Genomic DNA, 12,775 nt, shown 5'->3' on the forward strand with positions numbered 1-12,775 from the left:
ACGAAGATGCGAAACCTCAGCTCGGGGTGCCCGCGAGCGGACGGTCCTCGAACGGCATCGCGTCCAGATCCAGCAGGGGGTTGTCCTCCTGGGTGGCCACGAGCTCGCGGGCCTCCTCTTCCGTTGCCACACTCGGCATGGAACCGGGAAGCGGCCGACGGGCCGACTCCGGCAGGAAGTAGATCGCGATGCCACCGATCACGGAGGTGGCCATGAGGTAATACGCGGGCATCATGTCGTTGCCGGTGGCCTGGATGAGCGAGGCCACGATGAACGGCGTGGTTCCACCGAAGATCGCCATCGAGAAGTTGTAGGCGATGCCCATGCCGCCGTAACGGCTCGACGTCGGGAACAGCGCCGGGAGGGCGGACGCCAGATTGGCCACGTAGAAGGTGACCGGGAAGGCGACCAGGGCCAGGCCGGCCAAGGTGGACCAGACCTCGCCGATGCCGATCAGCAGGAACGCCGGGATCGAGAGCACGACGGTGCTGCCCGCACCGACCCAGAGCACCGGGCGGCGGCCCACCTTGTCAGAGAGGCGTCCGGTCAACGGGATGCAGGCGGCCATGATGACCAGGACCGGGATGGTCAGGAGCGTGCCGTGGATCGGGTCGTAGCCCTTGGAATCCGTGAGGTAGGTAGGCATGTAGGACGTCAAGGCGTAGCCGACGGTGTTCGCCGCGGCCGCGAGGATCATGGCCAGGATGATCTGGCGCCAGTAGGTCTTCACCAGCATGATCGGGCCGGTGTTGGTGGAGGGGTCCTTCTCCGTGGCGCTGTTGACCTTGGCCTCCTGTGCGTCCAGGGTCGCCTGGAATTGCGGAGACTCCTCGATCTTGCTCCTGAAGTAGATGGCGATCAGACCCAGCGGGCCCGCCAGCAGGAACGGGATGCGCCAGCCCCAGGCCTCCATGTCGCTCGCGCTCAGGGTGAGCTGCAGGACGGAGACCAGAGCCGCGCCGACGGCGAAGCCCAGGTAGGAGCCCATGTCGAGGAAGCTGGCGAAGAAACCGCGCTTCTTATCCGGCGCATACTCGGAGACGAAGGTCGTGGCACCGGCGTATTCACCGCCCGTGGAGAAGCCCTGGATGAGCTTGAGCGTGACGAGCAGAGCCGCGGCCCAACCGCCGATCTGGGCGTAACCGGGAAGCAAGCCGATCCCGAAGGTGCTCGCGGCCATCATGGTCAGAGTGGCGGCCAGCACGCGCTGACGGCCGACCTTGTCGCCCAGCCAGCCGCAGACGATGCCGCCCAGCGGGCGTGCCACGAAGGTGACGGCGAAGGTGCCGAGCATGAAGAGTGTACGGACGGCGGGGTCCGCGTCGGGGAGGAAGACGGGGCCCATGGTGGTCACCAGGTAGCCGAACACGCCGACGTCGTACCACTCCATGGTGTTGCCGACGATGGTGCCGCCGATGGCCTTCTTCAGCATGGGTTTGTTCACGACATTGACGTCCGACACCTTGAGTCGGTGGCTCGGCAGACGGAATTTCCGGGCTGGCTTGCGCGGCGTGGAAGAACCGTGGGGAGATCCCTTGACGGCCGCATCGCCGCTGCCGCCCGGGCGGTCAGCGGCGGAGCCGTCGGGAGCCGAAGCGGAGCGGCCCGTGGGGGCCGTCAGAGTCTTCTGTGAGTCTGGGTCTGTGGGCATTTGGGCTTCTCCTTGAGGGAGGTCATTTGCTTGCGACTTGCACTTCTGTGCGGGTCCGGGTCCCGCGATGACAATCAAGTTTAGTCCACTTGACGCAACTTGACCCAATCGTGCGCCGTTTCGGCATCCCAAATTCATCCCTGTGTGCGGTATGAACGCCCACCTCAACACGCCTTTTTGGCACAGTCTGCCACCCTGTGAAAGAGCCTTCTTCACAGTCGTGCCTAGTAGGCTGGGGAGCCAAGGGAAGGGGAGTGCAATGGGTGCTGAAATCGAGGAGCAGTCGGCGGGCGGTCGAACCGTGATCTCCGATTCCGCCGTGGCCAAGGTCGCCGGCCTGGCGGCGCGCGCCGTTCCGGGCGTGTACTCGCTCGGAACCGGGACGCCACGGGCGCTGGGCGCGATCCGCGATGCCGTGGGGAACCCGGATCACGTGGCCGGGGTCCGTGCCGAAGTGGGGGAGACCCAGGTGGCGGTGGACCTGACACTCGTGGCCGAGTTCGGTTACCGATTCCAGGACATCGCCAACGCCGTCCGGGCCGCCGTGTATCACGCCGTCGAGGACCTGGTGGGACTGGCTGTGATCGAGGTCAACATCGAGATCAACGACGTCCAGCTTCCCGGAAGCAAGCAGGACTCGCGCGCGGCACGCAACGCTCCCGCGGCAGCCGCCCAACCCAGTACTGAGCAACCCAGTACTGAGCAGTCCAGCACCGTCGTCGAAGGAAAGTGAGCACCATGAACCACACCCTGAGCGGCATCGCCATCGGTGCCTTCCTCGCCTTCATGTCCTTCCAATTCGGGTGGTGGGGCTTCGTGGTCTCCATCGTCTTCATGGGTCTGGGCGCCCTCCTGGGCCGTGCCGTGGACGGGCGGATCGACCTGCGCCGGGTCCTGGACGCCCTGACGGGACGGCGCTCCTCCTCATGACCGGAGTCGTCGCAGAGGAAGGGGCCGGCCGTGTTCTGGCCGGCCACAACCGCTTCAGCAACCAGGCTCTGACCAGCCTAGCGAAGGCCGCCTGCGCGGAAGTCCTGGACGTGCCGGCGCATGAGGTGCGGGTGGACTGGAGGGACGACGACGGCCTGCTCGCCCTGAGCCTCGTCACGCCGCTCGGTATGCCGGGACTGTCCGAGATCATCCGTGACCCGCAGGCCCTGGCGGCCTCCGGCGGCAGCATTCACGAGCGTGCGGTGCGTGCCAAGGAGGCCATCCGGGCCCGGGTCATGCAGCTGAGCGGTTCCGAACTGAGCAGAGTGGACATCCGGGTCTCGGGCGTCCTTCAGCGGACCGCAGGAAGGGTGAGGTGAGCGGAGTGACGATTCAGCCCCGGTCTCCGGAAGAGGAGCGGCGTTTCCTGGATGAGGTGACGAAACGTGAGCTCACGCCGTCCCGTTCCGGCGTGTCTTTGCTGGCGGGCGTCCTGGTCAGCATCCTCTGCATTTACTTTCTACTCGAGGCCGTCCTCGCGCTCTTCCGTCTGCCCGGCTGGCTCATCGACCCTGACGAGGCTCTCGACTGGGTAGCAGGTCTGCCCGGCACCGGTCCTGGACCCGTCCTGGCACTCGGCGGTGCCGTGCTGGCCATGATCGGCCTCTTCTTCCTGCTCGGTGCCGTCGTTCCCGGCCGCAGGGCGCGTCACGCCCTGCCTCACGAGGGCCTGGCCGTGGTCGTGGATGACGAGGTCATCGCCTCCGCGCTCGCCCGTCGGGCACGTCTGGCAGCCAATGTCTCTCCCGCGCAGGTCATGGTGACCGTCGCCCGTGCCCACGTGGTGGTCAATGTCCGCCCGACCTCCGGCCTCCGGGTCACCCCGGATGCCGTCGAAAGGGCGGTGACGGACGAGCTGGACGCCATGGGTCTCGCACCCCGTCCCGCCGTGACCGTCAACATCGCCGCCACCGGGGTGGTGGGCGCATGAACGGTACGCCGCGCGGGCTGAACCGCTTCTTCACCGGGCTCTTCGGCCTGTTGCTCCTCGTCGTCGGTCTCGGCCTGATGGTCATCACCTTCGTCCCCGCGGCAGCCCGTGCCTGGCGCAGCGTGGGTCGGCACTGGGCACAGTGGCTGCACAAGAGTTACGAGGCCATGCCGCTCATGTCCGGCAGCAGCTGGGTCTACGTCATGGTCGTCGTCCTGCTGCTGGTGGTCCTGGTGGTGACGGTGCGCTGGATCTCCGGGCAAGGCCAGGGGCGCTCCAGCCTTCTGGTGGACCGTCCGGATGATTCTCCGACCCCTGGCGACGTGACCGTGAGCGGGAACGTCGCGGAGCAGTTGCTGCGTTCGGCTCTCGCCGGACGAGGTGACCTGCTGGGGCTTCAGGTGGGCACGTATCAGTACCGGGGGACGACGGCGTTGAGGGTGCGCCTGTACCCGCGCAAGGGGGCGTCGCCTCAGAAACTCGTGCAGGACGTGGATGTTCTGTTGCGGAGCATGGATGCGATGATCGGGCAGCACACGCCCGTCCTGCTCCACCTCGGTTCGGGAACCCGTGCGATGTTCACCCGGGAGGAACGGGTCCGCTGAGCCTGGGGCCGGCTTCGCCGGTGTGTCGCTGGATGACTTCGGGCCGTCCGTCGCATTGCCGCCCTTGCCCTGAAACGGGTGCGCCGCCTAGCGTGATGGTGGGAACACCCGTGACCGGGGCGGCCGCCGTCGTGCGTCTGCCCAGCCATCCACAACGCAGGAGTCATCATGAGTGAGAACATTCCGGGCGCAGAGGAATTCAACAATGCCGCCGACAACGCCGGTGAGGCAGCGCAGAACGCTGCGCAGTCCGCTGGCGAGACCGTGCAGAACGTCGCCGATCAGGCTGCTGAGAACGCCCCCGAGGGCGCACGTGATTTCGTGGACGACGCCGTAGGCAATGTGAAGAACTTCACCGAGGACGCGGTGGGGAACGTGAAGGATTTCGCCGGAGACGCCGCGGAGAACGTGAAGGACTTCGCGGAGGACGCCGCCGAGAACGTGAAGAACTTCACCGAGGACGCCGTCGAGAACGCGAAGGGCCTCGGAGCCAAGATCGCCGGTTTCTTCAAGGGCGACAAGTAAGACGAACGGTCACCGCTGGGCGGTGACGCGACTGCGGCCCCGGAGGGTTCTCCTCCGGGGCCGCAGTGTGTTCCTCGTCAGTCGGTTCAGGCCTTCTCAGGGACCAGGTACGCGGTCGCGTCGGAGGGCAGCAGGCCGTCCTGCACGGGGGCGCTGGACAGCACCAGCGCGAACCCGGACGGCAGAGCGATGCCGGCCTCGCTCATATTGGTCAGCACCAGAACCCCGTTGTTGAGGAACGCGACCACGCCGCGCTCCGGGTTGTGCGCCGCCGACCAGAGGTGTGAGCCCCGCCCGAGCGAGTGTTCCCGGCGGAAGGCGAGCGCCGCGCGGTAGAGCTCAAGCGTTGAGCCGTCGACGCCGTCCTGCACGTCCGCGGCATGGTCGGCGAAGGCTGCGGGCTGTGGCAGCCACGGCTGCGCGCCGTCCTGGGGACCGTTGAGGCTGAAACCGTAACCCGGAGCGCTCGCCGTCCACGGCAGCGGGACGCGGCAGCCGTCCCGGCCGCGCTCGGCGCCGCCCGTGCGGAAGAACGCCGGATCCTGGCGGGCCTCGGCGGGAAGCGTGGTGTGTTCCGGAAGCCCGAGCTCCTCGCCTTGGTAGACGTAAGCGGAACCCGGCAGCGCGAATTCCACGAGGGTCGCGGCCCGTGCCCGGGCCAGCCCCAGTGCCGCGTCCGGCTGTTCATCCTCTGCGGCGATCCCCTTGGGGAAGGTGGTCGGGTCCTTGAGTCCGAAGCGGCTGGGATGCCTGACGGTGTCGTGGTTGCTCAGCACCCAGGTGACGGGGGCGCCGACGGCGGCCACGGCCTCGATGGAGCTGTCGATGGAGTGCGCGAGCCGTTCGGCGTCCCAGCCGGCCAGCAGGAAGTCGAAGTTGAAGGCCTGCTGCATCTCGTCCGGGCGGACGTAGCGTGCCAGACGCTCGGCGGGCTCGACCCAGGCTTCGGCCACCAGCATGCGGTCGCCGGAGTACTCGGCCAGCAGCTGATGCCAGTCGCGGTAGATCTCGTGGACGCCGTCCTGGTCGAAGAACGGTGCCTTGGAGAGGTCCTGACCGCTCCCTCCGGGGCTTTCGTGCGTCGCCTCCCCTTCGGAGATCGATCCCTCCACCATGGCGGCGGCGCCCTCCCAATCGGGCAGACCCTTCGCCTTGATCATGCCGTGTGCCACATCGACGCGGAAGCCGTCGACACCCTTGTCCAGCCAGAAGCGGAGGACCGAGCGCATCTCCTCCCGGACCTCCTCGTTCTCCCAGTTCAGGTCCGGCTGCTTGGTGTCGAACAGGTGGAGGTACCACTCGCCGGGCGTGCCGTCCGGGTTGGTGGTGCGCGTCCAGGCCGGCCCGCCGAAGATCGAGTTCCAGTTGTTGGGCTCCTGCTCCCCGTTCTCGCCTTTGCCGGGGCGGAATATGTAGCGCTCGCGTTCGCGGGATCCCGGCGCTGCGGCAAGGGCCTCCTGGAACCAGGCGTGCTCATCCGAGGTGTGGTTGGGGACCAGGTCCACGATGACCTTCAGGCCCAGTCCGTGGGCGGTCTCGAGCATGTGGTCGAAGTCTTCGTTGCTGCCGAAACGCTGATCCACCAGACGGTAGTCCGCCACGTCATAGCCGGCGTCGGCCTGGGGAGACTTGTAGAACGGGCTCAGCCATACGGCGTCGACCCCCAGCTTCCGCAGGTAGGGCAGCTGCTGAGTGATGCCGGGGATGTCGCCCATCCCGTCTCCGTTCCCGTCCGCGAACGAGCGGGGGTAGACCTGGTAGACCACGGCGTCAGACCACCAGGTGGGGACGCGCGGCTCATGGGGTCCGGGTGCTGTCTGCGGCACGGGAAGTCCTTTCTAACGATTTTGCGTAAACGCTTGCATACTGCCGTGCAAGCTTACTAATGTGATCTGCGCAACATCAACCCGTCAGGGATGAAGTGCTTCGCTCACTGAGGAGTCATCTGCAATGAAACCACGTAAATTCCTCGCGCCAGCCGCCGCCGTCGCCGTGCTGGCTCTCACGCTGACCGCCTGTGGCGGCGGCAGCACCGGCGGATCGGGCGGCGGTGGCGACGCGGCCTCGCAGAATCTGGACAGCCGCGGCCCCATCACCTTCGTCACCGGCAAGGACAACTCCGGTGTCTGGCAGCCGACGATCGACCGGTGGAATGCGGCACATCCTAACGAGAAGGTCACGCTCAAGGAGCAGACCGATAACGCCGATCAGCAGCATGACGACCTCGTGCAGCACTTCCAGGGTCAGTCGGCCGACTACGACGTCGTGACCGTCGACGTGGTCTGGTCTGCGGAGTTCGCCGCCAAGGGCTGGCTTCAGCCGCTCAAGGACAGCATGAAGGTGGACACGAGCACGCTGCTCCCGGCCACCGTCAAGGCCGCCACGTACAACAACACCCTCTTCGCCGTACCGGTCTCCTCCGACGGCGGACTCCTGTACTACCGCAAGGATCTCGTTCCCAACCCTCCCAAGACCTGGGACGAGATGATGAACATGTGCTCCATCGCCAAGCAGCACAATATGAGCTGCTACGCCGGTCAGCTCGCCAAATACGAGGGCCTGACGGTCAACGCGGCCGAGGCCATCAACACCTTCGGCGGCAAGATCGTCGATGACCAGGGCAAGGCCGCCGTGAATTCCCCGGAGGCCAAGACCGGACTCTCCAAGCTGGTGGACGCCTACAAGAGCGGCAACATCCCGAAGCAGGCCACCACCTACCAGGAGGAGCAGGGGCGCGCCGCGTTCGAAGCCGGACAGCTGCTCTTCCTGCGCAACTGGCCGTACGTCTACAACCTCGCGAAGACCGACGGCAATTCCAAGGTCAAGGACACCTTCGGTGTCGCCCCGCTGCCCGGCAAGGACGGCCCCGGTGCTTCCTCCCTGGGTGGTCACAGCGCTGCTGTGAGCGTCTACTCCAAGCACAAGGCGACCGCGCATGACTTCGCGCAGTGGCTGCTCCAGGACGACCAGCAGAAGTTCTTCGCTCTGAAGGGCTCCCTCGCCCCCGTGACGAACGCCCTCTACAAGGACGCCGACATCACGGCCAAGCTGCCGTACATGCCGACCCTGCTGACCTCGATCGAGAACGCTGTGCCGCGTCCTGTGACGCCGTACTACCCGGCGGTCACCAAGGCCGTCCAGGACAACACCTACGCCGCCCTCCAGGGTGACAAGTCCGTTGATCAGGCCCTGAGCGATATGCAAGCCGCCATCGATGCGGCCGGGCACTAGCGCCTGACGGTTCCGGTGGTGGGCCCGCCCCCGGGTGGGCCCACCACCGGACTCCGCGCCCCGGCGCGGATCGCAACACCAGGGGAAGATCATTCAGAGGAGTCACCATGTCCACAGACGTCCCCTCGCAGACGCGGGACGCCAGCGCCGGAGGAGGGCCCGGAGGCCCACGACGCGGCGCGCGTAAGGCGGGCGCGGAAAGCGCCGACCGTCGCGAAGTCACCCAGGGCCGCTGGGCCTACACCCTACTCACCCCCACGCTGATCCTGCTGGCGGTCGTGATCGTCTACCCGATCATCAACGCCATCGTTCTGTCCTTCCAGAAGGACGCCGGTCTGGACAAGGCCACCGGTTTCTTCGTACAAGGCGGTTTCGCCGGCGTCGACAACTATGCGCACTGGATCCTGCAGCAGTGTGGAACGGAAAACTGTCCGCCCGGCACCCTCGGCTCCCAGTTCTGGAGCGCCATGGGGACCACCTTCCTCTTCACCGTCATCACGGTCGCCCTCGAAACGGTGCTGGGCTTCTGGATGGCGATCATCATGGCCCGGGCCTTCAAGGGCCGGAGCCTGCTGCGCGCCTCCGTGCTGGTGCCCTGGGCCATTCCCACGGCGGTCACGGCCAAGCTGTTCTTCTTCATGTTCGCCTTCGACGGCATCATCAACACCGTTTTCGGGACCCAGATCCTCTGGACCGGTTCCGAGTGGCCTGCCCGGTGGGCCATCATCATCTCCGATGTCTGGAAGACCACCCCGTTCATGGCGCTGCTGATCCTTGCCGGCCTCCAGCTCATCCCTGAGCAGGTCTACGAGGCGGCCAAGGTGGACGGTGCGGGGGCGTGGAAGCGCTTCACACTGATCACCCTTCCGCTGGTGAAGCCGGCACTCATGGTGGCGATCCTGTTCCGCACACTGGACGCCCTGCGCATGTACGACCTCCCGGCCATCATGACCGGTGGAGCCAACAACACCACCACGCTCTCCATCCTGGTGGTGCAGCAGATCCGGCAGGGCTTCAATGCCGCGTCGGCGCTATCGACCATCACCTTCCTGACGATCTTCCTGGTCGCCTTCATCTTCGTCCGCTTCCTCGGCGCCAACGCCGTCGAATCCACCAACCCCAGGAAGAAGTGACATGAGCACCACAACAGCCACGCGCCGTCGTGCCTTCTCCTGGGCACCGGCCCGCACCTACGTGCAAGCCGTCGTCATCCTCATCTGGTGCCTGCTGCCGTTCTACTGGATGATCGTCACGGCCTTCCGGGACGTCGGTTACACCTTCGACCCCACGCCGTTCTTCACCCACGTCACCTTCGACAACTTCCGTACCGTGTTCGACGAGTCCCTGGGCAATCACTTCGCCCGGAACCTGCTCAACAGCCTCATCGTGGCCGGCATCACGACCGTGATCTCGCTGCTCGTCGGTGTCTTCGCGGCCTACGCCCTGGCCCGCCTGAAGTTCCGCTTCAAGGAATTGGTCCTCGGCTTCATCCTGGGCGCTTCGATGTTCCCCGGCGTCGCCCTGATCACCCCGCTGTTCCAGCTGTTCACCAACCTCGGCTGGATGGGCACCTACCAGGCCCTGATCATCCCGAGCATCTCCTTCTCGCTTCCCCTGGCCGTCTACACGCTGACGTCGTTCTTCCGTGAGATGCCCTGGGAATTGGAGGAGGCAGCCCGGATCGACGGCTGCACCCAAGGCCAGGCGTTCCGGAAGATCATCCTCCCGCTCGCCGCACCTGCGACCTTCACCACCGCCATCCTGACCTTCATCGGAGCCTGGAACGAGTTCCTGATCGCCAATCAGCTCTCCTCCGACGCGACCAAGACCGTCACCGTGGCCATCGCCTCCTTCGCCGGGGCGCAACCCCACCAGGAGCCGTACACGGCCGTCATGGCCGCGGGCACCGTGGTGACGATTCCCCTCGTCATCCTCGTGCTGATCTTCCAGAAGAAGATCGTGGCCGGCCTCACTGCGGGTGCGGTCAAGTGAGCAGACATCCTTCCATCGCGGACGACGACGGCCGCCGCGCCGCCGTCGTCCGCGGCGGGCAACCGTCCACAGAGCAGGACCGGAACCGCTGGCCGGAAGAGGAGGAAGCTGCGCCGAAGCCCAGCCGCCGGCTGATGCGCAGTGCCGAAGACCTGGACATCGTCCTCGGAATGCTCGGTTTCTGGACGCTGGTGCTGTTCGTCGTGACCGTCTGGACGGAGGTCACGGGAGGCCCAGCCCTCGGCTGGGCACTCGGCCTCCTGGCCGCGGTGCTGCTGCTCTGGGGCCTGATCCGGCTGCGCCGTCGGCTTCCCTCACGGGTCATGGGTCGTCGCAACAGGGGGTGATGCGCTGCCGAATGGGATCCCACAGGGAGTGCATGGTTCAATTCTTGATGCGGGGGTAGCTGAGGAGTGTGACTGGCATGGCTGTGCGCGCTGCCCGCGGAGGGCACCACGGCGTGAGTATCGAGGATGTCGCCAAGAAGGCGGGGGTGTCGACCGCGACCGTCTCCCGGGCCGTTCGTGGCCTGCCCCGGGTCTCCGAGAAGACCCGCCAGCGGATCCTCGATGTCGCCTCCGAACTGGGCTACGTGGCGTCGTCTGCGGCATCCGGCCTGGCCACCGGCAAGACCCGGACGATCGGTGTCCTCACCCCCTATGTGGACCGCTGGTTCTTCTACAAGGCGCTGGAGGGCGTGGAGCGCGAGCTTCACCGTCAGGGGTACAACCTGTCGCTGTTCAGCTTGGACAGCAGGACTCTTGAGCGTCAAAGGACCTTCACCAAGACGATGGTCGCCAAGCACATCGACGCCCTCCTGGTGTTGTGCCTGGCCCTCTCCATGGAGGAGATCGAGGAATTGCGCCGCCTGGACATCCCCTTGGTGGCCGTGGGCGGGCCGGTGGAGGACTGCCCGAGCATAGGAATCGACGACGTCGCTGCTGCGGCGCTCGCCACCCGTCACCTTCTGGAGCTCGGCCACCGGGACATCGGGATCGTGCACGGTGAGGACGACGACACCGATCTGAACTTCCAGGTGCCGATCCTCCGTCTGGACGGCTTCCGGGGTGAGCTGGAGCGTCACGGGAGCGGATTCCATCCGGAATGGGAGGTGCGCGGGAACTTCACCCTGGCCAGCGGTGCGGACGCCTTCGATGAACTGTGGAACCGGCCGGGGCCGAAGCCCACCGCGGTGGTGTGCGCCTCGGACGAGATGGCCATGGGCGTGGTGCTTCAGGCCCGGCGGCGAGGTGTCCGGGTCCCGGAGGAGCTCTCCGTGATCGGCATCGACGACCACGAGTTCTCCCAGGTCATGGGCCTGACGACGGTGGCTCAGGACCCGGTGGCCCAAGCGCAGCTGGGGACGCAGATGCTCCTGGATGAACTCGCGGGCAAAGCGGGCTCGGTCCACGATGTGCGGGCGGAGTTCGAGCTGCGCGTCAGGAACACGACGTCGGCCGTGTCCTGACGCGCAGGCCTAGACCGTTTGCGGCTCGACCCCCAGATCGACTCCACGGGTCTCCCTGACGAGCGAGACGGCGGCCAGGGAGACGAGCGAGGCGAGCGCGATGTAGACGCCGATGGTCCAGGACGCTTTGAAATGGTTCATCAGCATCTCGGCGATCATGGGGGCGAAGGCCCCACCGAGGATCGCTCCCAGGGCGTAGCCGATGGAGACCCCTGAATAGCGGACCTTCGCCGGGAACATCTCCGCGTAGAGGGCCGATTGCGGCCCGTAACTCAGGCCGAGGCCGAGCGTCATGACGAACAGCGCCACGAAGTACCAGAGCAGACTCTTCGTGTCGATGAGGAACCACATCGGCACGGCCCAGAGCGCGAGGGCGCTGTAACCGATCTGGAAGGTGCGCACCCGGCCGATCCGGTCGGAGAGCCAGCCGCCCCACAGTGTGGCACCGAGCCAGCCGAAGGAGGCCAGGGCGGTCACGAGGAGCACGGACGGCTGGTCCATCCGGAGGGCTTTCATGGCATAGCTGGCGAAGAACGCGATGAGCAGATATCCGGCGGCATTGTTGGCGATGAAGATCGCGGCCGAGAGCAGAACCTCTTTGGTGTTGTGCCGGAAGAGCTGGCCCAGCGGCGCGGATGCTTCACGACGACGTTCCTGAAGCTGCTTGAACACCGGGCTTTCCTCCACGGCCCGCCGGATGAGATATCCCACCACGATCAGGACGATCGAGAGCAGGAAGGGGATCCGCCAGCCCCATTCCTGGAAGGCCGGTCCCATGACGCTCGTCAGGACCCACAGTGTGGCGGTGGCCAGGATCATGCCCGCCGGGACGCCGATCTGTGGGAAGGCGCCGAAGAAGCCCCGACGGTTCGTGGGCGCGTGCTCTACTGCCATCAGGGCGGCTCCGCCCCATTCGCCGCCCGCGGAGAATCCCTGGATGAGCCGCAGGAGCACGAGCAGGATCGGCGCCGTGATGCCGACCTGCGCGTAAGTGGGCAGGACCCCGATCAGCGATGTCGAGAGGCCCATGAGGATGAGGGTGAACACCAGCATCTTCTTCCTGCCGAAACGGTCCCCGAGGTGGCCCGCGACGATCGCTCCGAGAGGACGGAAGAGGAAGGAGATCCCGATGGTCGCGAAGGAGATGACCTGGGCGAGGCCCGGGTTCTCGGCGGACAGCGGGGCCAGGAAGAGAGGCGCCAGGACGGTGGCCGCCGCCTGAGCGTAGATGAAGAAGTCGTACCACTCGATGGTGGTGCCGACCAGGGTGCCCGCCAGGACCCTCCGTTCTTCGGAGGACATCTGAGTCGTAGGCGCGGATGCCGTCGAGGTGGGAGAGGGCATGGGTACTCCGTTCAGCTGGTGAGACCGCGAGATGCCAA

At 66.3% G+C, this 12,775-nt stretch carries 14 protein-coding genes; 11 read left to right on the forward strand and 3 right to left on the reverse strand.

Features of this window, described 5'->3' with window-relative positions:
- Positions 1–16 precede the first annotated feature (16 nt).
- Positions 17–1,651, reverse strand: coding sequence for an MFS transporter (locus ACIPXZ_RS11010; protein WP_400593789.1), 1,635 nt, complete (start codon positions 1,649–1,651; stop codon positions 17–19).
- Positions 1,652–1,910: 259 nt separating this feature from the next.
- On the opposite strand from ACIPXZ_RS11010, the gene ACIPXZ_RS11015 reads away from it, so the two are divergent.
- From ACIPXZ_RS11015 to ACIPXZ_RS11040, 6 genes are all read left to right on the forward strand, one after another.
- Positions 1,911–2,384, forward strand: coding sequence for an Asp23/Gls24 family envelope stress response protein (locus ACIPXZ_RS11015; protein WP_400593792.1), 474 nt, complete (start codon positions 1,911–1,913; stop codon positions 2,382–2,384).
- Between the two features lie 5 nt (positions 2,385–2,389).
- Positions 2,390–2,581 carry a DUF2273 domain-containing protein gene (locus ACIPXZ_RS11020; protein WP_400593795.1) on the forward strand — a complete coding sequence of 64 codons (192 nt, stop codon included), beginning with the start codon at positions 2,390–2,392 and terminating at the stop codon, positions 2,579–2,581.
- On the forward strand, positions 2,578–2,961 hold the full coding sequence (locus ACIPXZ_RS11025; RefSeq protein WP_400593798.1) for a hypothetical protein: 384 nt from the start codon (positions 2,578–2,580) through the stop codon (positions 2,959–2,961). The genes ACIPXZ_RS11020 and ACIPXZ_RS11025 overlap by 4 nt, the downstream gene beginning before the upstream one ends.
- 5 nt (positions 2,962–2,966) lie before the next feature.
- Positions 2,967–3,572 carry a DUF6286 domain-containing protein gene (locus ACIPXZ_RS11030; protein WP_400593801.1) on the forward strand — a complete coding sequence of 202 codons (606 nt, stop codon included), beginning with the start codon at positions 2,967–2,969 and terminating at the stop codon, positions 3,570–3,572.
- Positions 3,569–4,177 (forward strand): hypothetical protein, encoded by a 609-nt coding sequence (locus ACIPXZ_RS11035; protein WP_400593804.1) that lies wholly within the window; start codon positions 3,569–3,571, stop codon positions 4,175–4,177. Before ACIPXZ_RS11030 ends, ACIPXZ_RS11035 begins: the two co-directional genes overlap by 4 nt.
- Positions 4,178–4,345: 168 nt before the next feature.
- Complete coding sequence (locus ACIPXZ_RS11040) at positions 4,346–4,702, forward strand: hypothetical protein (protein WP_400593807.1); 357 nt, start codon at positions 4,346–4,348, stop codon at positions 4,700–4,702.
- Between the two features lie 86 nt (positions 4,703–4,788).
- On the opposite strand, the gene ACIPXZ_RS11045 is transcribed toward ACIPXZ_RS11040, so the two are convergent.
- Positions 4,789–6,417 carry a glycoside hydrolase family 13 protein gene (locus ACIPXZ_RS11045; RefSeq protein WP_400593970.1) on the reverse strand — a complete coding sequence of 543 codons (1,629 nt, stop codon included), beginning with the start codon at positions 6,415–6,417 and terminating at the stop codon, positions 4,789–4,791.
- Positions 6,418–6,652: 235 nt separating this feature from the next.
- On the opposite strand from ACIPXZ_RS11045, the gene ACIPXZ_RS11050 reads away from it, so the two are divergent.
- The 5 genes from ACIPXZ_RS11050 to ACIPXZ_RS11070 all read left to right on the forward strand — a co-directional run bounded on the left by ACIPXZ_RS11050 (position 6,653) and on the right by ACIPXZ_RS11070 (position 11,393).
- The gene (locus tag ACIPXZ_RS11050) at positions 6,653–7,933 is read left to right on the forward strand and encodes an ABC transporter substrate-binding protein (protein ID WP_400593810.1); all 1,281 of its coding nucleotides are present in this window, start codon (positions 6,653–6,655) and stop codon (positions 7,931–7,933) included.
- Positions 7,934–8,040: 107 nt separating this feature from the next.
- Positions 8,041–9,066: a carbohydrate ABC transporter permease gene (locus ACIPXZ_RS11055; RefSeq protein WP_400593813.1), complete on the forward strand. Its 1,026-nt coding sequence runs from the start codon at positions 8,041–8,043 to the stop codon at positions 9,064–9,066.
- Position 9,067: 1 nt separating this feature from the next.
- Complete coding sequence (locus ACIPXZ_RS11060) at positions 9,068–9,925, forward strand: carbohydrate ABC transporter permease (protein WP_400593816.1); 858 nt, start codon at positions 9,068–9,070, stop codon at positions 9,923–9,925.
- Positions 9,922–10,272, forward strand: a complete 351-nt coding sequence (locus tag ACIPXZ_RS11065) for a hypothetical protein (RefSeq protein ID WP_400593819.1) — start codon at positions 9,922–9,924, stop codon at positions 10,270–10,272. The genes ACIPXZ_RS11060 and ACIPXZ_RS11065 overlap by 4 nt, the downstream gene beginning before the upstream one ends.
- Before the next feature lie 77 nt (positions 10,273–10,349).
- Positions 10,350–11,393: a LacI family DNA-binding transcriptional regulator gene (locus ACIPXZ_RS11070; RefSeq protein WP_400593822.1), complete on the forward strand. Its 1,044-nt coding sequence runs from the start codon at positions 10,350–10,352 to the stop codon at positions 11,391–11,393.
- A gap of 9 nt (positions 11,394–11,402) precedes the next feature.
- Here the strand turns inward: ACIPXZ_RS11070 and ACIPXZ_RS11075 are convergent, their stop codons facing one another.
- Entirely contained in the window at positions 11,403–12,737 is a 1,335-nt protein-coding gene (locus ACIPXZ_RS11075) for an MFS transporter (RefSeq protein ID WP_400593825.1), read from the reverse strand.
- Positions 12,738–12,775: the final 38 nt, after the last annotated feature.

Origin of the sequence: Arthrobacter sp. NPDC090010 (assembly GCF_044748305.1) — a bacterium.
Classification (GTDB): domain Bacteria; phylum Actinomycetota; class Actinomycetes; order Actinomycetales; family Micrococcaceae; genus Arthrobacter_E.

Excerpts from the sequence above, each read along its gene's own strand:
- ACIPXZ_RS11040 (WP_400593807.1), top strand. The coding sequence starts at position 4,346 with ATGAGTGAGAACATTCCGGGCGCAGAGGAATTCAACAATGCCGCCGAC.
- ACIPXZ_RS11020 (WP_400593795.1), top strand. The coding sequence starts at position 2,390 with ATGAACCACACCCTGAGCGGCATCGCCATCGGTGCCTTCCTCGCCTTC.
- ACIPXZ_RS11025 (WP_400593798.1), top strand. The coding sequence starts at position 2,578 with ATGACCGGAGTCGTCGCAGAGGAAGGGGCCGGCCGTGTTCTGGCCGGC.
- ACIPXZ_RS11050 (WP_400593810.1), top strand. The coding sequence starts at position 6,653 with ATGAAACCACGTAAATTCCTCGCGCCAGCCGCCGCCGTCGCCGTGCTG.
- ACIPXZ_RS11045 (WP_400593970.1), bottom strand. The coding sequence starts at position 6,417 with ATGGGCGACATCCCCGGCATCACTCAGCAGCTGCCCTACCTGCGGAAG.
- ACIPXZ_RS11060 (WP_400593816.1), top strand. The coding sequence starts at position 9,068 with ATGAGCACCACAACAGCCACGCGCCGTCGTGCCTTCTCCTGGGCACCG.
- ACIPXZ_RS11075 (WP_400593825.1), bottom strand. The coding sequence starts at position 12,737 with ATGCCCTCTCCCACCTCGACGGCATCCGCGCCTACGACTCAGATGTCC.
- ACIPXZ_RS11035 (WP_400593804.1), top strand. The coding sequence starts at position 3,569 with ATGAACGGTACGCCGCGCGGGCTGAACCGCTTCTTCACCGGGCTCTTC.
- ACIPXZ_RS11015 (WP_400593792.1), top strand. The coding sequence starts at position 1,911 with ATGGGTGCTGAAATCGAGGAGCAGTCGGCGGGCGGTCGAACCGTGATC.
- ACIPXZ_RS11070 (WP_400593822.1), top strand. The coding sequence starts at position 10,350 with ATGGCTGTGCGCGCTGCCCGCGGAGGGCACCACGGCGTGAGTATCGAG.
- ACIPXZ_RS11010 (WP_400593789.1), bottom strand. The coding sequence starts at position 1,651 with ATGCCCACAGACCCAGACTCACAGAAGACTCTGACGGCCCCCACGGGC.
- ACIPXZ_RS11055 (WP_400593813.1), top strand. The coding sequence starts at position 8,041 with ATGTCCACAGACGTCCCCTCGCAGACGCGGGACGCCAGCGCCGGAGGA.